We start from the raw sequence: 16,875 nt of genomic DNA, 5'->3' as shown, positions 1-16,875 counted from the left end.
CCGGCGGTGCCGGCATGAGCCGTCCGCTGGTCGCGCTGGGCACGTCGGATCCGCTGGCGGTGCTCCGCGGCCTGGAGGCAGCGCTCGCCGGCGGCCCCGCGCTGCTCCCCGTCGCCGAGGGAGCACCGGCGCTGCCGACCCTGCCACCGGCCGAGGTCCGGCAGCGGGTCGCCCTGGTGGTCGAGACGAGCGGGTCCACCGGCACCGGCAAGCGCGTGGCCCTCTCGTCCGAGGCGCTCCTCGCCGGTGCCGCAGCGGCGGACGCAGCGCTCGGCGGACCGGGCAGCTGGGTGCTGGCGCTGCCCACGCACTACATCGCGGGCCTCAACGTCCTGACCCGCTCGATCGCCGCGGGGACGACGCCGGTCGTCGTGGCACCGGGGCACTTCGACGCCACGGCGTTCGCGGACGCCGCGGACCAGCTCGTCACCGGCCCTGCGGCGCCCCGTCGCTACACGTCGCTCGTCCCCGTGCAGCTCGCCCGCGTGCTCGACGACGACCGCGCGACGGCTGCACTGGGCAGGTTCGACGCGGTCCTCGTCGGCGGGCAGGCGACCCCGGCGGCGCTCCGCGAGCGAGCGGTCGCCGCAGGCGTGCGCATCGTGACGACCTACGGCGCCAGCGAGACGAGCGGCGGCTGCGTGTACGACGGCGTGCCGTTCGGGACCGTCCGCACCGCGGTGGTGGACGACGAGCTCCAGTTGGCGGGTCCGATGCTCGCCGAGGGGTACCTCGGCGACGAGGACCGCACGGCCGCGACGTTCGGCGAGCGCGACGGCCTGCGCTGGTACCGCACGGGGGACGCCGCCACGGTGTCGGACGGGGTGGTCCGGGTGCTCGGACGCCTCGACGACGTGGTGATCTCCGGCGGCGAGAAGGTCCGGCTCGGCGCGGTGGAGCGGCTCGTGCGCGACCTGCCCGACCAGCACGGCGCAGTCGTCACCCGACGGGCCTCGGGGGAGTGGGGCGAGGTGCCGGTCGTGGTCACCGAGCGACCGCTCGACCTCGACACCGTCCGGTCCCACGTGGGCGACGCCCTCGGCCGAGCCGCACGTCCGGCCGCGGTGGTGGTGGTCGACCGGCTGCCGATGCTCGCGTCCGGCAAACCCGACCGGCGGGCGATCCAGGACCTGGCGTCCTCGTAGGCCCGCGCGTCGGCACCGCGGTGCAGTGCGACGCGGCGCGGATAGGATCGGTGGTCGTGGCACGAACGAAGAACACGACGCACAAGCAGGGCCGCTCGGGCAACCCGGCGAAGGCTGCGACCCCGGTCCGCTCGAAGCGCCGGGCGACCGCGCGGGACTGGATCGGCGGGGCACGACTCCGCACGCTGACGCTCGGCGTCGTCCCCGTGGTGCTCGGCACCACCGTGGGCTTCGTCGACAGCGGCACCACGGGCGACTTCGGCGCGTTCCTGGCGCAGGACGGGCACCTCGCCATCGCGCTGCTCGCCCTCGCGGTGGCACTGTTCCTGCAGATCGGCGTGAACTACAGCAACGACTACTCCGACGGGGTCCGCGGCACCGACGAGTACCGCGTCGGCCCCGCTCGACTGACGGGGGCCGGCCTCGCGAAGCCCGGCACGGTGCTGACCGTCGCGCTGACGTTCTTCGGGCTGGCTGCCGTCGCCGGGATCGTCATCGTGGTGCTCACCCAGCTGTGGTGGCTGCTGCTCGTCGGCGCCGCGGCCATCGTCGCCGCGTGGTTCTACACCGGCGGCAAGAAGCCCTACGGGTACAACGCGCTCGGCGAGGTCTTCGTCTTCGTGTTCTTCGGACTCGTCGCCGTGCTCGGCACCCAGTACGTGCTCATCGGCCAGGCCACCACGAGCGGGTGGGCCGCCGCGGTCGCCGCCGGGTTCTTCGCCTGCGCGGTCCTGATGGTGAACAACATCCGCGACATCGACGAGGACCGTCTCGCCGGCAAGCGCACCCTGGCCGTCGTCGTCGGACGACCGGTGGCACGGGTGCTGTACGGCCTGTTCCTGCTGCTGCCGTACGTCGTGCTGCTCTGGTTCGTCCTGCTCTACTTCCGCACGGGCTTCACGTACTTCTCGCTGCTGCTGGCCCTGCCGGCGCTCGCGATCGGGGTGTCGTCCCGCAAGCCCCGTGAACTCATCACGGCACTGCAGCTGTCGTCGTTCGCCTCGCTGGTCTTCGGCGTCGTGCTCGGCATCACGCTCGCCGTCCAGCCGTAGGACTCCGCCGGACTACTCCGCGTCGGTGTCCCGGCGCGCGGCGTGCCGGTCGGCGTCCGACACCGGGCGCACGGTCGGCGTGTCCGCGGCGTCGGTGTCCGCCGCGTCGACGAAGTCGTCCTCGAAGTCGGTGTCCGCATCGCGCTCCGGGCCACCGCGGCGGTTCGCCAGGCTCAGGGCGACCTTGGTGCGGAGTCCGGCGAGCGCGATGTAGGACACCAGCAGCCCGACGAGGGCGGCGATGATCGTCGCCCAGTACCAGGGCATCGGGGTCAGGAGCCGGAGGAGCACGAGCGCCGCCGCGAAGATGCCGAGCCGGGCCAGGGTGTACAGGAGCCACGCTTTCACCCTGCGAGTCTACGGACGGCCGACCGGCAGGGTCGTCACAGGCTCGCGACCTAGACTCCTGGGCATGGTCCGCTTGTGGTTGATCGTCGTCGTCGCCGCTGTCGCCTTCACGGTGTACGCGGCCATCGACTGCGCGACGATGCCCCGCGAACGTGTCCGATCCCTCAGGCGGGGTGTCTGGATCCTCCTCGTGATCGTCCTCCCCGTCCTCGGTGGGGTGCTCTGGTTCCTGCTCGGCCGCTCGCCGGCGTCCCCGGGCACGACAGCCCGGTACCGTGGACCCGAAGACGACCCGGACTTCCTCGGCACCACGCCCGTTCCGGGGGACACCCTCACGGACAAGGACCAGGACGACGCGACCCTCCGAGACCTCGAAGACCAGTTCCACGACCGAGACGACGACGGCCGCACCGATCGCTGACGGTCCCGCCGGATCGGGCAGTCCGGCGACGGACGCTGCCCTGACGCTGCTGCAGGAACTCGTCCGCGCCGGCGTCACCGACGTCGTCGTCAGTCCGGGCTCGCGATCCCAGGCCCTGGCGCTCGCGGCCGTCGCCCTCGAGCGAGCCGGCGGCCTGACCGTCCACGTCCGGCTCGACGAGCGCACCGCCGGGTTCTTCGCCCTCGGGCTCGCGGTGGAGTCCGGTCGACCGGCCGCCGTCGTGACGACCTCGGGCACCGCCGTCGCCAACCTGCACCCTGCCGTCCTCGAAGCGCACCACTCCGGTGTGCCGATGATCGTGCTGAGCGCCGACCGGCCGGACGAGCTCCGCGGCATCGGCAGCAACCAGACCACCGTCCAGCCGGGGATGTTCGGCGACGCGGTCGCCTTCGTCCGCGACGTCGAGGCGCCCTCTGCGCACGGAGCCGACGCCTCGGTGCGTGCAGCGCTCCGCGACCTCGCCCGCCAGGCAGTCGCCGCGGCCGCCGGACACACCGGACAACCGGGGCCAGCGCAGCTCAACGTCGCGTTCCGTGAACCCCTGTCCGCCGGCCTCGACGCCGAGCGCGTGCAGGGCGTCCCCGACGACGAGGTCGACACCGCGTTCGCCACCCGTCGTGCGCACGGCGGACTCCCGGTGGCCGAGCTGTCGCCGGACGATGAGCCGGGCACGGTCGTCATCGCCGGGCACGACGCCGGCGAGGACGCCGAGCGCATCGCGTGGGAGCTCGGGGCGCCCCTGCTCGCCGAGGTCTCCAGCGGCGCACGGTTCGGCCGGAACCTCGTCGTCACCTACCGCGAACTCCTGCGCGACCAGGACTTCGGCGGAGCGGTCCGTCGTGCCGTCGTGCTCGGCCACCCCACCCTCAGTCGCGAGGTCCCGGCGCTCCTGCAGCGGCAGGGGGTCGAGACGTTCGTGGTCCGCGGACACGCGGCCGACCCCTTCGACCCAGCCCGCGCCTCCCGGCCCTCCGACACCACCTTCGTGTCCGACGTCCGCGTGACGGGCCGGACCCGGCCGGAGCACCGTGCGTGGGTCGGCCGCTGGGTCGGCGCGAGCCGTCAGCTGTTGGGCGATGGTGACGCCGGACCCGACCTCGGCGCCAAGCGGTCCCCGGACCGTGCCGAGCGCAACAAGTTCCTGCGCGACGAGGTCGCCCTCCGCCGCCGACCCGTCGACCGCGCGATGCTCGCCGACGCCGTGTGGGGCGTGACGTGGCCGCACGACCGGCTCGTGTTCGGCGCCTCGCAGATCATCCGCGTCGCCGACGGGCGCGTGCTCGGCAAGAAGATCCGGGTGCACGCGAACCGTGGGCTCGCCGGCATCGACGGCACCGTGTCGACGGCGCTCGGGATCGCCGCGGCCCTCGAACAGTCGTCGGCGTCGGTCGGCACCACGCGCGTGCTGCTCGGCGACCTGACCCTGCTGCACGACCTCGGGGCGTTCGTCACCGGGACAGAGGAGCGCACGCACCGGGTCCAGGTCGTCGTCGGCAACGACCACGGCGGCGCGATCTTCCGCGGGCTCGAGGTGGCACGCACCACTCCACCAGAGGACATGCGCCGGATGATGTCGACCCCGCAGCACGTCGACGTCGAACGGGTCGTGACCGGCCTCGGTTGGGAGTACCGCCGCGCGGAGACGTGGGGCGACCTCGAGCGGGTGCTCACCGACCCGGCCGAGCGGGTCGTGATCGAGGTCCCGCTGGCCGACTGACGCGGCGCTCAGGCCAGCGCGTCGGTGACCGGTCGGAACTTCAGGGCGGTCTCGGCGACCTCGCGCGCCGGTTCCGACCCCGCGACGACGCCCGCACCCGCCCAGGCCCGGACGGTGCCGTCGTCGTCGATCCGGGCGCTGCGGAGCGCCAGCATCCACTCACCGTCGCCGGTGGCGCTCATCCAGCCCACCGGGCCGGCGTAGCGACCGCGGTCGACGCCCTCGAGCTCGGCGACGAGCCGGACGGCCACGTCGGTGGGGGTGCCCGCGACGGCGGCCGTCGGGTGCAGGGCGTCGGCGACGTCGAGCGAGGTGGTGTCCGGCGGCAGGGTCGCCTGCACGTCGGTCGCCAGGTGCCACAGGTTCGGCAGCTGCAGCCGGAACGGCTCGGGGTCGGCGCGCAACTCGGTCACGAGCGGGCGGAGCGAAGCGAGCAGGCTGTCGATCGCGAACGCGTGCTCCTCGACGTCCTTCGCGCTGGCGGCAAGGGCTTCGGCAGCGGCACGGTCCGACACCTCGTCTTCGCCGCGTGCGGCGCTGCCGGCCAGCACCCGCGCCGTCAACCGGGTGCCGTCGGTGCGGGCGAGCGTCTCGGGGGTCGCACCGACCAGGCCGTCGACCGCGAAGGTGACGCACTGCGGGTAGGCGGCGGCGAGGTCGAGCAGCAGGGCGCGGTGGTCGGCGTCCGCTGGCATCTCGCCGACGAGGTCGCGGGCGAGGACGACCTTCTGCGCGCTCCCGGCGGCGATGCGTCGCACGGCCTCGGCGACGTTCGCGGCGTAGGCGGCCTCGTCGATCCGGCCGGGGTGCAGCGCGACGGAGACGTGTGGTCCGACGTGGGGGACCGGCACCGAGGTCCGCGTGAACGTGAGCGGCTCGGCGCCGACGGTCGTGTCGATCGCCGTGAGCCAGGCCTTGCCGCGCCGACGGCCGATGACCACGCGCGGGACGATCAGGACGCTCTCGTCGGCGGAGTCGTCGGCGAAGGCGAAGGAGCCGAACGCGACCAGGCCGGAGCCGCGCAGCTGCACCGGGTCGTCGACGACGGCCGACTCCACGACGGTGCGCCAGACCGCGGCGGCGTCGCGCATCCGGTCGGGGCCGGTGAACGTGAACCGCAGCGCCTCCCCGATGCCGACGATGCCGTCACCGTTCCGGACGAAGGCCAGGGGACGGTCGCGCAGGGTGTGGCGGAGGACGGTGCCCGGGTCGTCGAGGATCCGGGTGGAGACCGTCAGCGGGGGCGCCGCCGTGGTGGTTCGGGTCACGGCTCCGATGCTACGCGCGGTCGGTGGACCACCTGGCCGCGCGCTCGACGAGTGGGCCGTTGCTGCGAGTCCGGTGAACGTACGGTCGGGACCTCTAGGATTGGTCGGGTGAGCAGAGCGGACCTGAACAAGCGGCCGGACGAGGTGGCGGCGATGTTCGACGACGTCGCGGCCAAGTACGACCTCACGAACGACATCCTGTCGGCGGGCAACGCACCGCTGTGGCGTGTCGCCACGGTGCGGGCGGTCGACCCCCAGCCCGGCGAGAAGGTCCTCGACATCGCCGCGGGCACCGGGACGAGTGCCGCGGCCTTCGCGAAGAAGGGGGCCGAGGTCAGCGCGCTCGACCTCTCCGCCGGCATGATCGCGGTCGGTCGCGAGCGGCACCCCGAGATCACCTTCGTCGAGGGCGATGCCGAGCACCTGCCCTTCGACGACGACACGTTCGACGCCGTCACGATCTCGTTCGGGCTGCGCAACGTGAACGACCCGAAGCAGGCGCTCGCCGAGATGCTGCGGGTCCTCAAGCCCGGCGGCCGAGTGGTCATCTGCGAGTTCTCGACCCCGCCGCGTGCGCTGCTGCGCCTCGGCTACGGCACCTACCTGAAGCGCGTGCTCCCGGGCATCGCGAAGCTCTCGAGCAGCAACCCCGCCGCCTACCGCTACCTCGCCGAGTCGATCGACGCGTGGCCGGACCAGCAGGTCCTCACCCAGTGGCTGCGCGGCGTCGGCTTCTCCGTGGTCGCCTACCGGAACCTCACGGCCGGTATCGTCGCACTGCACCGTGGCCGCAAGCCCGTCGCCGACACGGTGCGCGAGTCCGCGGCCCGTCGTGCGAAGGCACGCCGCGACCACCAGACCACCGGCGAGCAGCCGCGCGTCGACCCGGCCGACGACTGACCGGTCACCATCCCCCGAAGACGGAGCAGCACTTGAATCCGAGCGTCCCGGTCGCACGTCGCGCGCCGAGCCTCCGCGCCTCGCTGGGCATCGGCGAGCGGTTGTTCGCCACGCCCGCCGACCGCCGCTTCATCGCCGCCGTCGACGACGGTCTCGAACTCGTCGAGCAGGGGCTCGAGGACGCCATGCGGTCCACGGACACCCTCGCCGACACCACGAGCCGCTACCTGCTGTCCGCGGGCGGCAAGCGGATCCGTCCGACGCTGACGCTGCTCATCGCGCAGCTCGGCGACGGGGTGACCGACGCCGTGGTCAAGGCCGCCGTCAGCATCGAGACGACCCACCTGGCGTCGCTCTACCACGACGACGTCATGGACGAAGCGCCCGTCCGCCGCGGGGTCCCCGCAGCGCAGATCACGTACGGCAACAACGTCGCGATCCTGACCGGCGACCTGCTCTTCGCCCGCGCCAGCCTCATCACCGCCGACCTGGGCACCGACGGCATCCGGATGCAGGCCGAGACCTTCCAGCGCCTCTGCATGGGGCAGCTGCACGAGACCACCGGCCCGCAGCCCGACGACGACCCGGTCGAGCACTACATCCAGGTGCTCAGCGACAAGACCGGCTCGCTCATCGCGACCGCCGCCCGCGCCGGTGTCATGTTCTCCGGCGCCGACCGTGCCTACCTCGACGCCGTCGGGACCTTCGGCGAGAAGGTGGGCGTCGCCTTCCAGCTCGTCGACGACGTCATCGACCTGGCACCGGCGACGGACAAGACCGGCAAGATCGCCGGCAACGACCTCCGAGCCGGCGTCGACACGCTGCCGATGCTGCACCTGCGTCGGCACGCGGCGACCGACCCGGCGGCGCAGGACCTCGTCCTGCGCATCGAGCGCGACGTGAACGGCGCCCCGGACGACGCGGTCGGCTCCGTGCCGTACCAGTCGGCCGTCGCCGCTCTGCGTGACCACGAAGCGACCGCGTCGACGCGCACGGTCGCGGTCCGCTGGGCCCGCGAAGCCGTGGACGCCCTCGCCCCGCTGCCCGACGGCACCGTCAAGCGGGCACTCACCCGCTTCGCCGACTCCGTCGTCGACCGCAGCCGCTGAACACCACCCGCGACCGGACGACCCCACGGTCGCCGCGCGGGACGCACCGCCGGGAGCACCCCACCCGAACGAACTGGAGACGATCAGTGCCCACCCTCCGAATCGCCATCGTCGGCGCCGGACCCGCCGGCATCTACGCCGCGGACATCCTGCTGCGCGAGGCCCACGGACACGACGTGTCGATCGACCTGTTCGAGCAGCTCCCCGCGCCGTACGGACTCGTCCGGTACGGCGTCGCCCCCGACCACCCGCGGATCAAGGGCATCGTCAACGCCCTGCGCGACGTGCTCGACCGCGGTGTCGTCCGGCTGTTCGGCAACGTCCGCTTCGGCGAGGACATCACCCTCGAGGACCTGAAGAAGCACTACAACGCGGTCGTCTTCTCGACGGGCGCGATCAAGGACGCCGACCTGGACGTCCCCGGCGTCGACCTCCGGGGCTCCTACGGTGCGGCTGACTTCGTCAGCTGGTTCGACGGCCACCCCGACGTCCCGCGCACCTGGCCGTTGACCGCGGAGAGCGTCGCGGTGATCGGGGTCGGCAACGTCGCGCTCGACGTCTCCCGCATCCTCGCGAAGCACGCCGACGACCTGCTGCCGACCGAGATCCCGGCGAACGTGTACGAGGGCCTCAAGGCGTCGCCCGTCACGGACGTCCACGTCTTCGGCCGCCGTGGTCCCGCCCAGGTCAAGTTCACGCCGCTCGAGCTCCGCGAGCTCGGCGAGGTCCGTGACGTCGACATGGTCGTCTACGACGAGGACTTCGACCACGACGAGGCGTCGAAGACCGCGATCGCCACGAACAAGCAGGTCATGGTCATCAACCGGGTGCTCGAGCAGTGGCGCACCCGCGAGACCGGCCAGGCGAGCCGGCGGCTGCACCTGCACTTCTACGCGAAGCCGACCGAGTTCATCGGCGACGAGCAGGGCAACCTCACCGCGATCCGGTACGAGCGCACGCGGCCGAACGGCGAGGGCGGTGTCGAGGGCACGGGCGAGATCCGTGAGATCCCGATCCAGGCGGCCTACCGTGCCGTCGGCTACTTCGGTTCCCCGCTGCCCGGGCTGCCGTTCGACGAGCGCCACGGCGTCATCCCGAACCACGAGGGCCAGGTCCTCGACGACGACAACCAGCAGATCCCGGGCGTCTACGCCACCGGGTGGATCAAGCGCGGTCCGGTCGGGCTCATCGGCCACACGAAGTCCGACGCCATGGAGACCGTGCAGCACATCGTCAACGACCAGGCGAGCTGGTGGACGCCGGAGGACCCCTCCGAGGGTGCGATCCCGGCGCTGCTCCGCGAGCGCGGTGTCGAGTACACCGACCTCGAGGGCTGGCACCACCTGGACACCCACGAGCTCGCGCTCGGTGCTGCCGAGGGCCGTGAGCGCATCAAGGTCGTGCCCCGCGACGAGATGATCGACGTGTCCCTCGGTCGCGTCGACGTGCCCACGAACTGACACCGATGACCGACACGCGCCCCGTCCCGTCCGCCGCGGTGCGGGGCGCGTCCGCGTCCGGCGTGCGACTGCAGGGCGTCGACGTCGCGCGGGCCGTCGCGTTGCTCGGCATGATGGCCGCGCACATCGGCGGCATCGCGGACCAGCTCGACTGGTCCGATCCCTCGACGTGGTCCGCCGTGGCGCACGGGCGCCCGTCCACGCTGTTCGCCGTCCTCGCGGGGGTGTCGATCGGCCTGACGAGCGGTCGCACGACTCCGCCAGGACCCCCGACGATCGGACGGGTCCGGGCGCGCCTGGCGATCCGCGCCGCGGCCGTCGTCGGCATCGGGTTCGTGCTCATCGCGTTGGACACCCCGGTCTACGTCATCCTGCCGACGTACGGGGTGCTGTTCCTGCTGGTGATCCCGGTGCTCCGGGTCCGCCCGGCGTGGCTCCTCGCCATCGCGGGCGCCTGCGCCGTACTGTCGCCGATCGTCGCCGTCGCGACCGCACCGGCCTACGCCGATTCGGGCATGGTCGGACAGCAGCTCGGCCTGGTTTACCCCGTGGTCACCTTCCTGGCGTACGTCCTGGTCGGTCTCGCCGTCGCCAGGTCCGGTCTGGGCCCACGCCGCCGGCAGGTCGCGCTCCTCGCATCCGGCGCACTGGTCGCCGCCACCGCGTACGTCGTCGGCACGGTGCTGGCGCCGCTGCCGGCCGGGGCCGCGTTCGCGTTCCCGGGCGTCCCGTACGCCGCCGAGGGCAGCACGCCGGCCGAGGCCCTCGCCCAGCTCTTCCTGTCACCGCGCGACCACTCGTCGACGACGGTCGACGTGATCGGCACCGCGGGGGTGGCGGTGGCGGTCATCGCCCTCTGCACCCTGGTGTTCGACGGGCGCGGGCGGGTCGCCGAGCGGATCGCGTTCCCGCTCGCCGCCGTCGGGTCGATGCCCCTGACGATCTACTCGGGACACCTCCTGGTGATCGCGATGCTTCCCGAGTACCCGGAGTCGGCCGAGGCGTGGGGCTGGTTCGCGCTGGGCTCGGTCGTGTTCGCGATGGTCTGGCGCCGGTTCCTCGGCCGCGGCCCGCTCGAGCGGGCCGTCGCGGCCCTGGCGTCCACCGTCCCGATGCGCTGAGCGCCCCTGCCGGGGCCGAGCCGCGCCTCCCGGTCGTCCGCTACTGCAGCGCTGCCGTGAGCCGCGCGACGTTGTCGAGCACCTTGGACCGGCGCGGACGGTCGACCCACTCGTCGAGCGTGAGCTCGAAGCTGTGCTCCTTGTAGGCGTCCTGCACCTTGCGCAGGGCGTCGACGAAGCGGTGGCCCCGGACCATCACGGAGACCTCGAGGTTCAGGCTGAACGAGCGCATGTCCATGTTGCTCGACCCGATCACCGACACCTCGTCGTCGATGGTGAAGTGCTTGGCGTGCAGGATCGTCGGTGCCCGGTACAGCCAGATCCGCACGCCGGCGCGGAGGAGTCCCTCGTAGTACGAGCGCTGCGCGTGCCACGTCATGGCGTGGTCGCCCATCTCGCCGACGAAGAGCTCGACCTCGACGCCGCGCTGGGCGGTCGTCGTGATGGCGTAGAGCATCGAGTCGTCCGGCACGAAGTACGGCGAGGTGATCGACACCTTCTTCTGCGCCGAGTAGAGCAGTGCGTTGAACAGGCGCAGGTTGTTCTCGCCGTCGAACCCGGGCCCGGACGGCACGACCTGGCAGTCGAGGGCGTCGCCGCGGTCGGCCCGCTGGACGGGGTCGCTCTCACGGAGCAGCAGTTCGTCGGTCTCGCTGTACCAGTCGGTGACGAACAGTGCGTTCAACCCCGCGACGACCGGTCCCTCGAACCGGGCGAACAGGTCCTTGTAGACCATGCCCTTCTCGATGTGCGACTTGATGTCGTACGAGGGGTCGATCAGGTTCTGCGACCCGGTGAACGCGACCGAGCCGTCGATGACCATGATCTTCCGGTGGTTGCGCAGGTCGGGGCGCTGGAACTTCCCCTGCAGTGGCAGCAGCGGGAGCATGAGGTGCCACTCGATGCCGGCGCGGTCCATGAACGCCAGCGTGTCCTTGTACCCGGGGTAGCCGCGGCTGGCCCAGTGGTCGAGCAGGAACCGGACGGTGACGCCGCGGGCCTGTGCACGGGCGAGCGCGTCGAAGAACGGTCGCGTGGTGTCGTCGAGCGTGGCGATGTAGAACTCGACGTGCACGAACCGGCGCGACTGGTCGATCGCCCGGGTCATCTCCGCGATCGACTCCTCGGAGTCGGGGTAGAGCTCCGCCGAGTTGCCGCCGACCAGCGGCATCGCGCCGAGTTCGCGGTTCAGCGTGGTGATGCTCTCGAGCCACAGCGGCCACGGGTGGTCACGGCGCACGCGTTCGATGCCCTCGGTCTGTTCGAGGATGTACGCGTTGATCTCGGTCTGCTTCTCACGCCGTGCACGCGGCAGTTTCGTCGACCCGATGACGAGGAAGACGATGAAGCCGATGTAGGGGATGAGGAAGATCGCGAGCAACCAGGCGGTCGCCGTCTGCGGCTTCCGGTTGATCGGGACGTAGATGATCGAGAAGACGCGGATCGCCAGGTCCAGCAGGACGGCCAGGACCGTGATCGCGACGGTGAGCCAGTGCTCCACGGACGTCAGCGGAAGTTGATGTACTGCAACGGGACGTCGAACTCTTCACCCTTGAGGAGCTGGATCGTGTTCTGGAGGTCGTCGCGGCTCTTCGAGGAGACCCGCAGTTCGTCGCCCTGGATCTGGCTCTTCACGGTCTTCGGGGCGTTGGCGCGCAGGAACGCGCCGATCTTCTTCGCGACGTCCTGCTCGATGCCGTTCTTGAACTTCACCTCGATGCGGTACTCCTTGCCCGAGGGGTAGGGGTCGCCGGCGTCGAGGCTCTTCAGGCTGATGTTGCGCTTGATCGCCTTGCTCTGCAGGACGTCGAGGACGGCCTTCGCGCGCTCTTCCGAGTTCGCCTTGATGAGGACGTCCTCGCCGCTGAAGGCGACCGACGCGTCCGCGCCCTTGAAGTCGTACCGCTGCTCGATCTCCTTGGCCGCCTGGTTGAGGGCGTTCTCCGCCTCCATCTTGTCGACCTTGCTGACCACGTCGAAGGAACTGTCTGCCATGCCGGACAGCCTAACGGCGGACGGGAGGGCCGGTTCGGCTCCGGCGGTCGGCTCGCGGTGGTCACGACCACCGTTCCGGATCCGCTATGCTTTTGTGCGCGCCTTCGGTTGGTGATCACACCGGCTGGGTGCGCATGGCAAGTTACCCAAGCGGCCAAAGGGATCTGACTGTAAATCAGCCGGCGTAGCCTTCGGGGGTTCGAATCCCTCACTTGCCACCATCGCGAAGCCCCGTCCGACCCGGACGGGGCTTTCGTCGTCCCTGGCAGGATCGGTGCATGGCATCCGACTGCACACCGTCCCAGTTCGCCGACCTCGCCGAGACGATCGCGCGCGAAGCGGCCACGCTCGCCGCACGACGACGGGCCGAGGGCGTCGAGGTCGCCGACCGGAAGTCGAGCATCGTCGACGTGGTCACGGCGGCGGACCGCGAGGTCGAGGCGCTCATCCGCGCCCGGATCGCCGAGGCCCGGCCGGACGACGCGTTCCACGGCGAGGAGTCCGGCTCGGCGTCGGGGGAGTCGGGCATCACCTGGGTCGTCGACCCGATCGACGGCACGGTGAACTACCTGTACGGCAGCGCCGAGTACGGCGTGAGCATCGGCGTCGTGCGGGGCTCCGCCGACCCGATGACGTGGGAGCCGATCGCCGGCATCGTGGTGGCCCCCGCGACCGGGGTGGTGTTCCGTGCCGCCGCCGGACAGGGCGCCACCCGCGACGGCGTCCCCCTGTCCGTCAGCGCTCCGGCCTCGCTCGCCGAGACACTCGTGGCGACGGGCTTCGGGTACACGGCCGACCGGCGCCGCGAGCAGGTGGCGGTGCTCGCCGGACTCATCGGCGAGGTGCGGGACATCCGGCGCGGGGGAGCGGCGTCGCTCGACTGCTGCGCGGTAGGAGCCGGGGTCGTCGACGCCTACTACGAGCGCGGGATCAACCCGTGGGACATGGCCGGCGGCTCCGTCGTCGCGCGCGAGGCCGGAGCGTCGGTCCGCATCTGGGAGGCCGGCGGCACCCGTTCCTTCCTGTTCGCGAGCCCCGCGGTGGCCGACGACCTCGAGGCGCTGCTGCGCGGGCTGGAAGCCGAGGCGCTCGGCGTCTGAGGTCCGTCGGTCCCTCGGTCTGGGGGTGCCCGGTGGACATGACCACGACTGGCGACGTGCGACGACGTTTGCTACCGTGCTCAGGTCCCGTTATCTGCTCGTTACCAACGAGCGCGCCCCTTCCCCGATCAGGATCGCCACCGCACGCATGCCCCACTCCCCACTGACGTCCGTCCCCACCGGTCCCGTCGACGCCGCCACCCCGGTCGTCCACCTGACCCGACGAGCACGGATCGAGGCGGAGCGAGCGGCTGCGAAGGGCGCTCCCGTCACGCAGGACCACGCGCAGGACGTCGCACCCGACCGTGCCGCGGGCCCGTCGTTCGACGAGGTCGTCGGGCTGACCACACCGTCGTCGGCCGCGGCTCCCGTGTCGCCGATCGACCTCGCGCCGGTGTCGCCCGCGCTGCCCGAGTCGGCGGTCCGTCCGGCCTCCCGCATCACGACGCCGCCGGCTCCCACGTCGCCGGACGTCCGCGCCACGGCGCCGCGCACCGCGACGGCTGCAGCGGAGTCCATCGCGCCCCAGCCCCGCCGTGTCATCGGCCAGGTCCCGGCGTCCCGTCGGCGGACCGGCCGTGCCGCACCGGCCGTGCAGGTCGACCGCGCCACCCGGCACATCGCGGCCAGCCGCACCGCTGCCGCGCCCGCCCCGGCTGCTGCTGCCCGGAAGCAGGGCGCCTCGTTCCGCCGTGCGGCCTCGCGCGTGACGGCCGTCGGTGCGCTCCTCTTCGTCGCCGGCCTCGTCGTCTCGACGTCACTGCCCGCCCAGGCGCTCTACGTGCCGGAGACCGGCTCGACCGCGGCCCGGTCGACGGCGAGCGGTGCGACCCAGTCGATGAGCGTCAGCGCCGCAGCCGACGGATCGACGAGCCGCGACCAGTACACGGTGTCGGACGCCACGCAGTACAAGAACGTCGACGCCTCGAGCTTCACCAACGACCCGACCGGCACGATCCAGTGGCCGTTCCTCACCGGCGTCCCGATCACCTCCGGCTTCGGCGGTCGTCAGGTCGCGGGCTGCTCGTTCTGCTCGACGAACCACATGGGCGTCGACTTCGCTCCCGGCGAGGGCACCCCGATCCGGGTCATCGCCGCCGGCACCGTCATCAAGGTCCAGGCGAACGACGGCGGCTTCGGCAACGACGTCTGGGTGGAGCACGACGTCGACGGCAAGCAGTTCGTCAGCGTGTACGGCCACATGGAGGACAACTCCTTCAAGGTGGTCACCGGTCAGCAGATCGAGGTCGGCGACGAGCTCGGTCTCGTGGGCAGCACGGGCAACTCCACGGGCCCGCACCTGCACCTCGAAGTGCACGTCGACGGGGTCCCCGTGGACCCGCTGGCGTGGCTCCAGACCAACGCGAACTAGCGGTCGCCGACGCGGCACGCCCGGGCGTCTCGCCCGGTTCCGGAGCAGCGTCGGAGGTCTGCTATCCTCGTGTGGTGCCGTTCGCGGCACATCGCCCCGATAGCTCAGTGGTAGAGCACCTCCATGGTAAGGAGGGGGTCGTCAGTTCAATCCTGACTCGGGGCTCCGACCCGGTGCGCGTGTCGCTCCGGATCTCTGGCGGGGTAGCTCAGTTGGTTAGAGCACACGACTCATAATCGTGGGGTCGCGGGTTCAAGTCCCGCCCTCGCTACAGCAAGCCCGGCGATCTGTTCGCCGGGCTTTCGTCGTTCCCGGGCTGCGTTGTTCCCGGGCTGCGTGCACAGCGGTGCGGACGCACTTCGGCTGTGCGCTGGACCAGGTGCGTGCCAGGAGGCACGTGGCGGACGCACACCGGGCCTCCCGTCCGCCCTGGGGCCGGCCCTACAGCGCGGAGTGCGACCCGGTGTCGGTCCGCGTCTGCAGCACGCCGGCCGCGCGCAGCGCGCGCTCGATCGCCGCGTTCACCTCGTGCCAGGCGGCTCGTCGCCGGCTCGCGCCGATGCTGCCGCCGGAGACGGCCGTGCCGTGTCCGCGGTGCCGCAGCGTGATCGTGGTGGACGCCCCGGTGACGGTCGTCGACAGCTCGTAGCGGCGGAACTCGCGGGACGGGTGCACGAGCGCGCCGAGCAGGATCGTCAGCAGCCGGTTGCCGGTCGTCGCGGTGAGGGTCCCGCCGGTCGACTCGACGTGGTGTCCCGCCGTGCGGAGTGCCGCGCCGGCGACCTCCATCGCGGTGCACCGGTCGCCCGTGTGCACGGCGAACTCGGTCCTGGTGTCCATGGTTGCTCCCCCGTCCCCTGATCCGGTGTCGCGACCGGACCGCCGATTCCCCCGAACCGGCCCGGCAAGCCTAGCCGATGCATCCTCAGCATCGACAGGCCCCCGGACGGGCGTCGGTAGACTGCCGACGTGTCAGTGAACCCCGAGCTCGTCGGCAGGACGTTCCCGCCGGCCCAGCCCTACCTGGTCGGTCGCGAGAAGGTGCGCGAGTTCTCGCGCGCGGTGTTCGCGACCAACCCCGTCCACCACGAACCCGACGCGGCCCGCGCCGCCGGGTACGCCGACGTCGTCGCCCCGCCGACCTTCGCGGTCGTCGTGCAGGAAGCCACGCTCGCGCAGCTGCTCGCCGAGCCGGACGCCGGCATCGACTTCTCCCGTGTCGTCCACGGCGAGCAGTCCTTCACCTACGACCGGCCCATCGTGGCCGGTGACGAACTCACCGCGACCCTGACCGTCACGAGCGTCAAGACGCTCGGCGGCAACGCGATGGTCACGGCCCAGAGCACCATGAACGACGCCTCGGGGGAGCACGTCGTCACGGCGACGTCCACCCTCGTGGTCCGAGGAGACGACGCATGACCGCCGCACCCGCCACCGCGATCGAGGTCGGCACGGTCGTCGCCGAGCGCGAGGTGCACGTCACCCGCGACTCGCTCGTCCGCTACGCCGGCGCCTCCGGTGACTTCAACCCGATCCACTACCGCGACGACGTCGCCGCCTCGGTCGGTCTGCCCGGCGTCCTCGCGCACGGCATGCTCACGATGGGCCTCGCCGTGCAGCCGGTCTCCGAGTGGCTCGGTGACAGCGGTTGGGTCGCGGGCTACGGCGTCCGCTTCACCCGCCCCGTCGTCGTGGACCCGGAGCAGGGCGCGACCATCGGCATCGTCGCCAAGGTCGGAACCGTCGACGACGACGGCCGACCGAAGCGCATCGACCTCACCGTGACCGCCGGCGGGCAGACCGTGCTCGGCAAGGCGCAGGTCACGGTGGCGTTCCGCTGACCGTG

The 16,875-nt window shown here is 71.9% G+C and carries 17 protein-coding genes and 3 tRNA genes; 15 read left to right on the top strand and 5 right to left on the bottom strand.

From position 1 onward, the window contains the following. Positions 1 to 14: 14 nt before the first annotated feature. Both EDF48_RS08205 and EDF48_RS08200 read left to right on the top strand, forming a co-directional pair. Positions 15 to 1,145, top strand: a complete 1,131-nt coding sequence (locus EDF48_RS08205; RefSeq protein ID WP_123938610.1) for an AMP-binding protein — start codon at positions 15 to 17, stop codon at positions 1,143 to 1,145. Positions 1,146 to 1,195: 50 nt separating this feature from the next. Then, a complete protein-coding gene (locus tag EDF48_RS08200) occupies positions 1,196 to 2,197 on the top strand; it encodes a 1,4-dihydroxy-2-naphthoate polyprenyltransferase (protein WP_131879304.1) in 1,002 nt (333 codons plus the stop codon). A gap of 12 nt (positions 2,198 to 2,209) precedes the next feature. Here the strand turns inward: EDF48_RS08200 and EDF48_RS08195 are convergent, their stop codons facing one another. Next, positions 2,210 to 2,545, bottom strand: a complete 336-nt coding sequence (locus tag EDF48_RS08195) for a DUF4229 domain-containing protein (protein WP_123292098.1) — start codon at positions 2,543 to 2,545, stop codon at positions 2,210 to 2,212. A 64-nt stretch (positions 2,546 to 2,609) separates the two neighbouring features. On the opposite strand from EDF48_RS08195, the gene EDF48_RS08190 reads away from it, so the two are divergent. Then, a complete protein-coding gene (locus tag EDF48_RS08190; RefSeq protein ID WP_131921755.1) occupies positions 2,610 to 2,966 on the top strand; it encodes a PLD nuclease N-terminal domain-containing protein in 357 nt (118 codons plus the stop codon). Then, complete coding sequence (gene menD / locus EDF48_RS08185; protein ID WP_131879558.1) at positions 2,959 to 4,704, top strand: 2-succinyl-5-enolpyruvyl-6-hydroxy-3-cyclohexene-1-carboxylic-acid synthase; 1,746 nt, start codon at positions 2,959 to 2,961, stop codon at positions 4,702 to 4,704. The genes EDF48_RS08190 and menD overlap by 8 nt, the downstream gene beginning before the upstream one ends. A gap of 8 nt (positions 4,705 to 4,712) precedes the next feature. Here the strand turns inward: menD and EDF48_RS08180 are convergent, their stop codons facing one another. Then, positions 4,713 to 5,972: an isochorismate synthase gene (locus EDF48_RS08180; protein WP_131879301.1), complete on the bottom strand. Its 1,260-nt coding sequence runs from the start codon at positions 5,970 to 5,972 to the stop codon at positions 4,713 to 4,715. Between the two features lie 108 nt (positions 5,973 to 6,080). On the opposite strand from EDF48_RS08180, the gene EDF48_RS08175 reads away from it, so the two are divergent. From EDF48_RS08175 to EDF48_RS08160, 4 genes are all read left to right on the top strand, one after another. Then, a complete protein-coding gene (locus EDF48_RS08175) occupies positions 6,081 to 6,872 on the top strand; it encodes a demethylmenaquinone methyltransferase (protein WP_111084274.1) in 792 nt (263 codons plus the stop codon). Between the two features lie 32 nt (positions 6,873 to 6,904). After that, complete coding sequence (locus tag EDF48_RS08170; RefSeq protein WP_131879299.1) at positions 6,905 to 7,981, top strand: polyprenyl synthetase family protein; 1,077 nt, start codon at positions 6,905 to 6,907, stop codon at positions 7,979 to 7,981. Positions 7,982 to 8,067: 86 nt separating this feature from the next. Continuing rightward, positions 8,068 to 9,441, top strand: coding sequence for an FAD-dependent oxidoreductase (locus tag EDF48_RS08165; RefSeq protein ID WP_131879297.1), 1,374 nt, complete (start codon positions 8,068 to 8,070; stop codon positions 9,439 to 9,441). Positions 9,442 to 9,446: 5 nt separating this feature from the next. After that, positions 9,447 to 10,562 (top strand): heparan-alpha-glucosaminide N-acetyltransferase domain-containing protein, encoded by a 1,116-nt coding sequence (locus tag EDF48_RS08160; RefSeq protein ID WP_131879295.1) that lies wholly within the window; start codon positions 9,447 to 9,449, stop codon positions 10,560 to 10,562. Between the two features lie 40 nt (positions 10,563 to 10,602). Here EDF48_RS08160 and cls read toward each other — a convergent pair whose 3' ends face one another. Continuing rightward, on the bottom strand, positions 10,603 to 12,063 hold the full coding sequence (cls, locus tag EDF48_RS08155) for a cardiolipin synthase (RefSeq protein ID WP_131879293.1): 1,461 nt from the start codon (positions 12,061 to 12,063) through the stop codon (positions 10,603 to 10,605). A gap of 5 nt (positions 12,064 to 12,068) precedes the next feature. Continuing rightward, the gene (locus EDF48_RS08150) at positions 12,069 to 12,557 is read right to left on the bottom strand and encodes a YajQ family cyclic di-GMP-binding protein (RefSeq protein WP_111084269.1); all 489 of its coding nucleotides are present in this window, start codon (positions 12,555 to 12,557) and stop codon (positions 12,069 to 12,071) included. Positions 12,558 to 12,693: 136 nt separating this feature from the next. On the opposite strand from EDF48_RS08150, the gene EDF48_RS08145 reads away from it, so the two are divergent. The 5 genes from EDF48_RS08145 (at position 12,694) to EDF48_RS08125 (ending at position 15,300) form a co-directional block, all read left to right on the top strand. Continuing rightward, positions 12,694 to 12,778 (top strand) — tRNA-Tyr (locus EDF48_RS08145). Between the two features lie 57 nt (positions 12,779 to 12,835). Continuing rightward, entirely contained in the window at positions 12,836 to 13,657 is an 822-nt protein-coding gene (locus EDF48_RS08140; protein ID WP_131879291.1) for an inositol monophosphatase family protein, read from the top strand. A gap of 148 nt (positions 13,658 to 13,805) precedes the next feature. Continuing rightward, positions 13,806 to 15,029, top strand: coding sequence for a M23 family metallopeptidase (locus EDF48_RS08135; RefSeq protein ID WP_131879289.1), 1,224 nt, complete (start codon positions 13,806 to 13,808; stop codon positions 15,027 to 15,029). Between the two features lie 93 nt (positions 15,030 to 15,122). After that, positions 15,123 to 15,194 (top strand) — tRNA-Thr (locus tag EDF48_RS08130). Positions 15,195 to 15,226: 32 nt separating this feature from the next. Beyond that, positions 15,227 to 15,300, top strand: a tRNA-Met gene (locus EDF48_RS08125). Between the two features lie 170 nt (positions 15,301 to 15,470). Here the strand turns inward: EDF48_RS08125 and EDF48_RS08120 are convergent. Continuing rightward, positions 15,471 to 15,869, bottom strand: a complete 399-nt coding sequence (locus EDF48_RS08120; protein WP_131845699.1) for a hypothetical protein — start codon at positions 15,867 to 15,869, stop codon at positions 15,471 to 15,473. A gap of 129 nt (positions 15,870 to 15,998) precedes the next feature. Here EDF48_RS08120 and EDF48_RS08115 point away from each other — a divergent pair, with 129 nt between their 5' ends. Together EDF48_RS08115 and EDF48_RS08110 are read left to right on the top strand one after the other, a co-directional pair. Continuing rightward, positions 15,999 to 16,448 (top strand): MaoC family dehydratase N-terminal domain-containing protein, encoded by a 450-nt coding sequence (locus tag EDF48_RS08115; RefSeq protein WP_123292106.1) that lies wholly within the window; start codon positions 15,999 to 16,001, stop codon positions 16,446 to 16,448. After that, positions 16,445 to 16,870 carry a MaoC/PaaZ C-terminal domain-containing protein gene (locus EDF48_RS08110; protein WP_123292107.1) on the top strand — a complete coding sequence of 142 codons (426 nt, stop codon included), beginning with the start codon at positions 16,445 to 16,447 and terminating at the stop codon, positions 16,868 to 16,870. The genes EDF48_RS08115 and EDF48_RS08110 overlap by 4 nt, the downstream gene beginning before the upstream one ends. Positions 16,871 to 16,875 lie beyond the last annotated feature (5 nt).

The sequence above is a fragment of the Curtobacterium sp. PhB191 genome, from assembly GCF_004346515.1.
In the GTDB taxonomy this organism is placed as follows: domain Bacteria; phylum Actinomycetota; class Actinomycetes; order Actinomycetales; family Microbacteriaceae; genus Curtobacterium.
Note: the sequence above shows the minus strand (reverse complement) of the source record. Positions and strands in the feature narration are given on the sequence as shown.

Bases quoted from the DNA above. Each gene is read 5' to 3' on its own strand.
- EDF48_RS08135 (WP_131879289.1), top strand. From the start codon at position 13,806: ATGCCCCACTCCCCACTGACGTCCGTCCCCACCGGTCCCGTCGACGCC.
- EDF48_RS08120 (WP_131845699.1), bottom strand. From the start codon at position 15,869: ATGGACACCAGGACCGAGTTCGCCGTGCACACGGGCGACCGGTGCACC.
- EDF48_RS08205 (WP_123938610.1), top strand. From the start codon at position 15: ATGAGCCGTCCGCTGGTCGCGCTGGGCACGTCGGATCCGCTGGCGGTG.
- EDF48_RS08140 (WP_131879291.1), top strand. From the start codon at position 12,836: ATGGCATCCGACTGCACACCGTCCCAGTTCGCCGACCTCGCCGAGACG.
- EDF48_RS08150 (WP_111084269.1), bottom strand. From the start codon at position 12,557: ATGGCAGACAGTTCCTTCGACGTGGTCAGCAAGGTCGACAAGATGGAG.
- EDF48_RS08190 (WP_131921755.1), top strand. From the start codon at position 2,610: ATGGTCCGCTTGTGGTTGATCGTCGTCGTCGCCGCTGTCGCCTTCACG.
- EDF48_RS08110 (WP_123292107.1), top strand. From the start codon at position 16,445: ATGACCGCCGCACCCGCCACCGCGATCGAGGTCGGCACGGTCGTCGCC.
- EDF48_RS08160 (WP_131879295.1), top strand. From the start codon at position 9,447: ATGACCGACACGCGCCCCGTCCCGTCCGCCGCGGTGCGGGGCGCGTCC.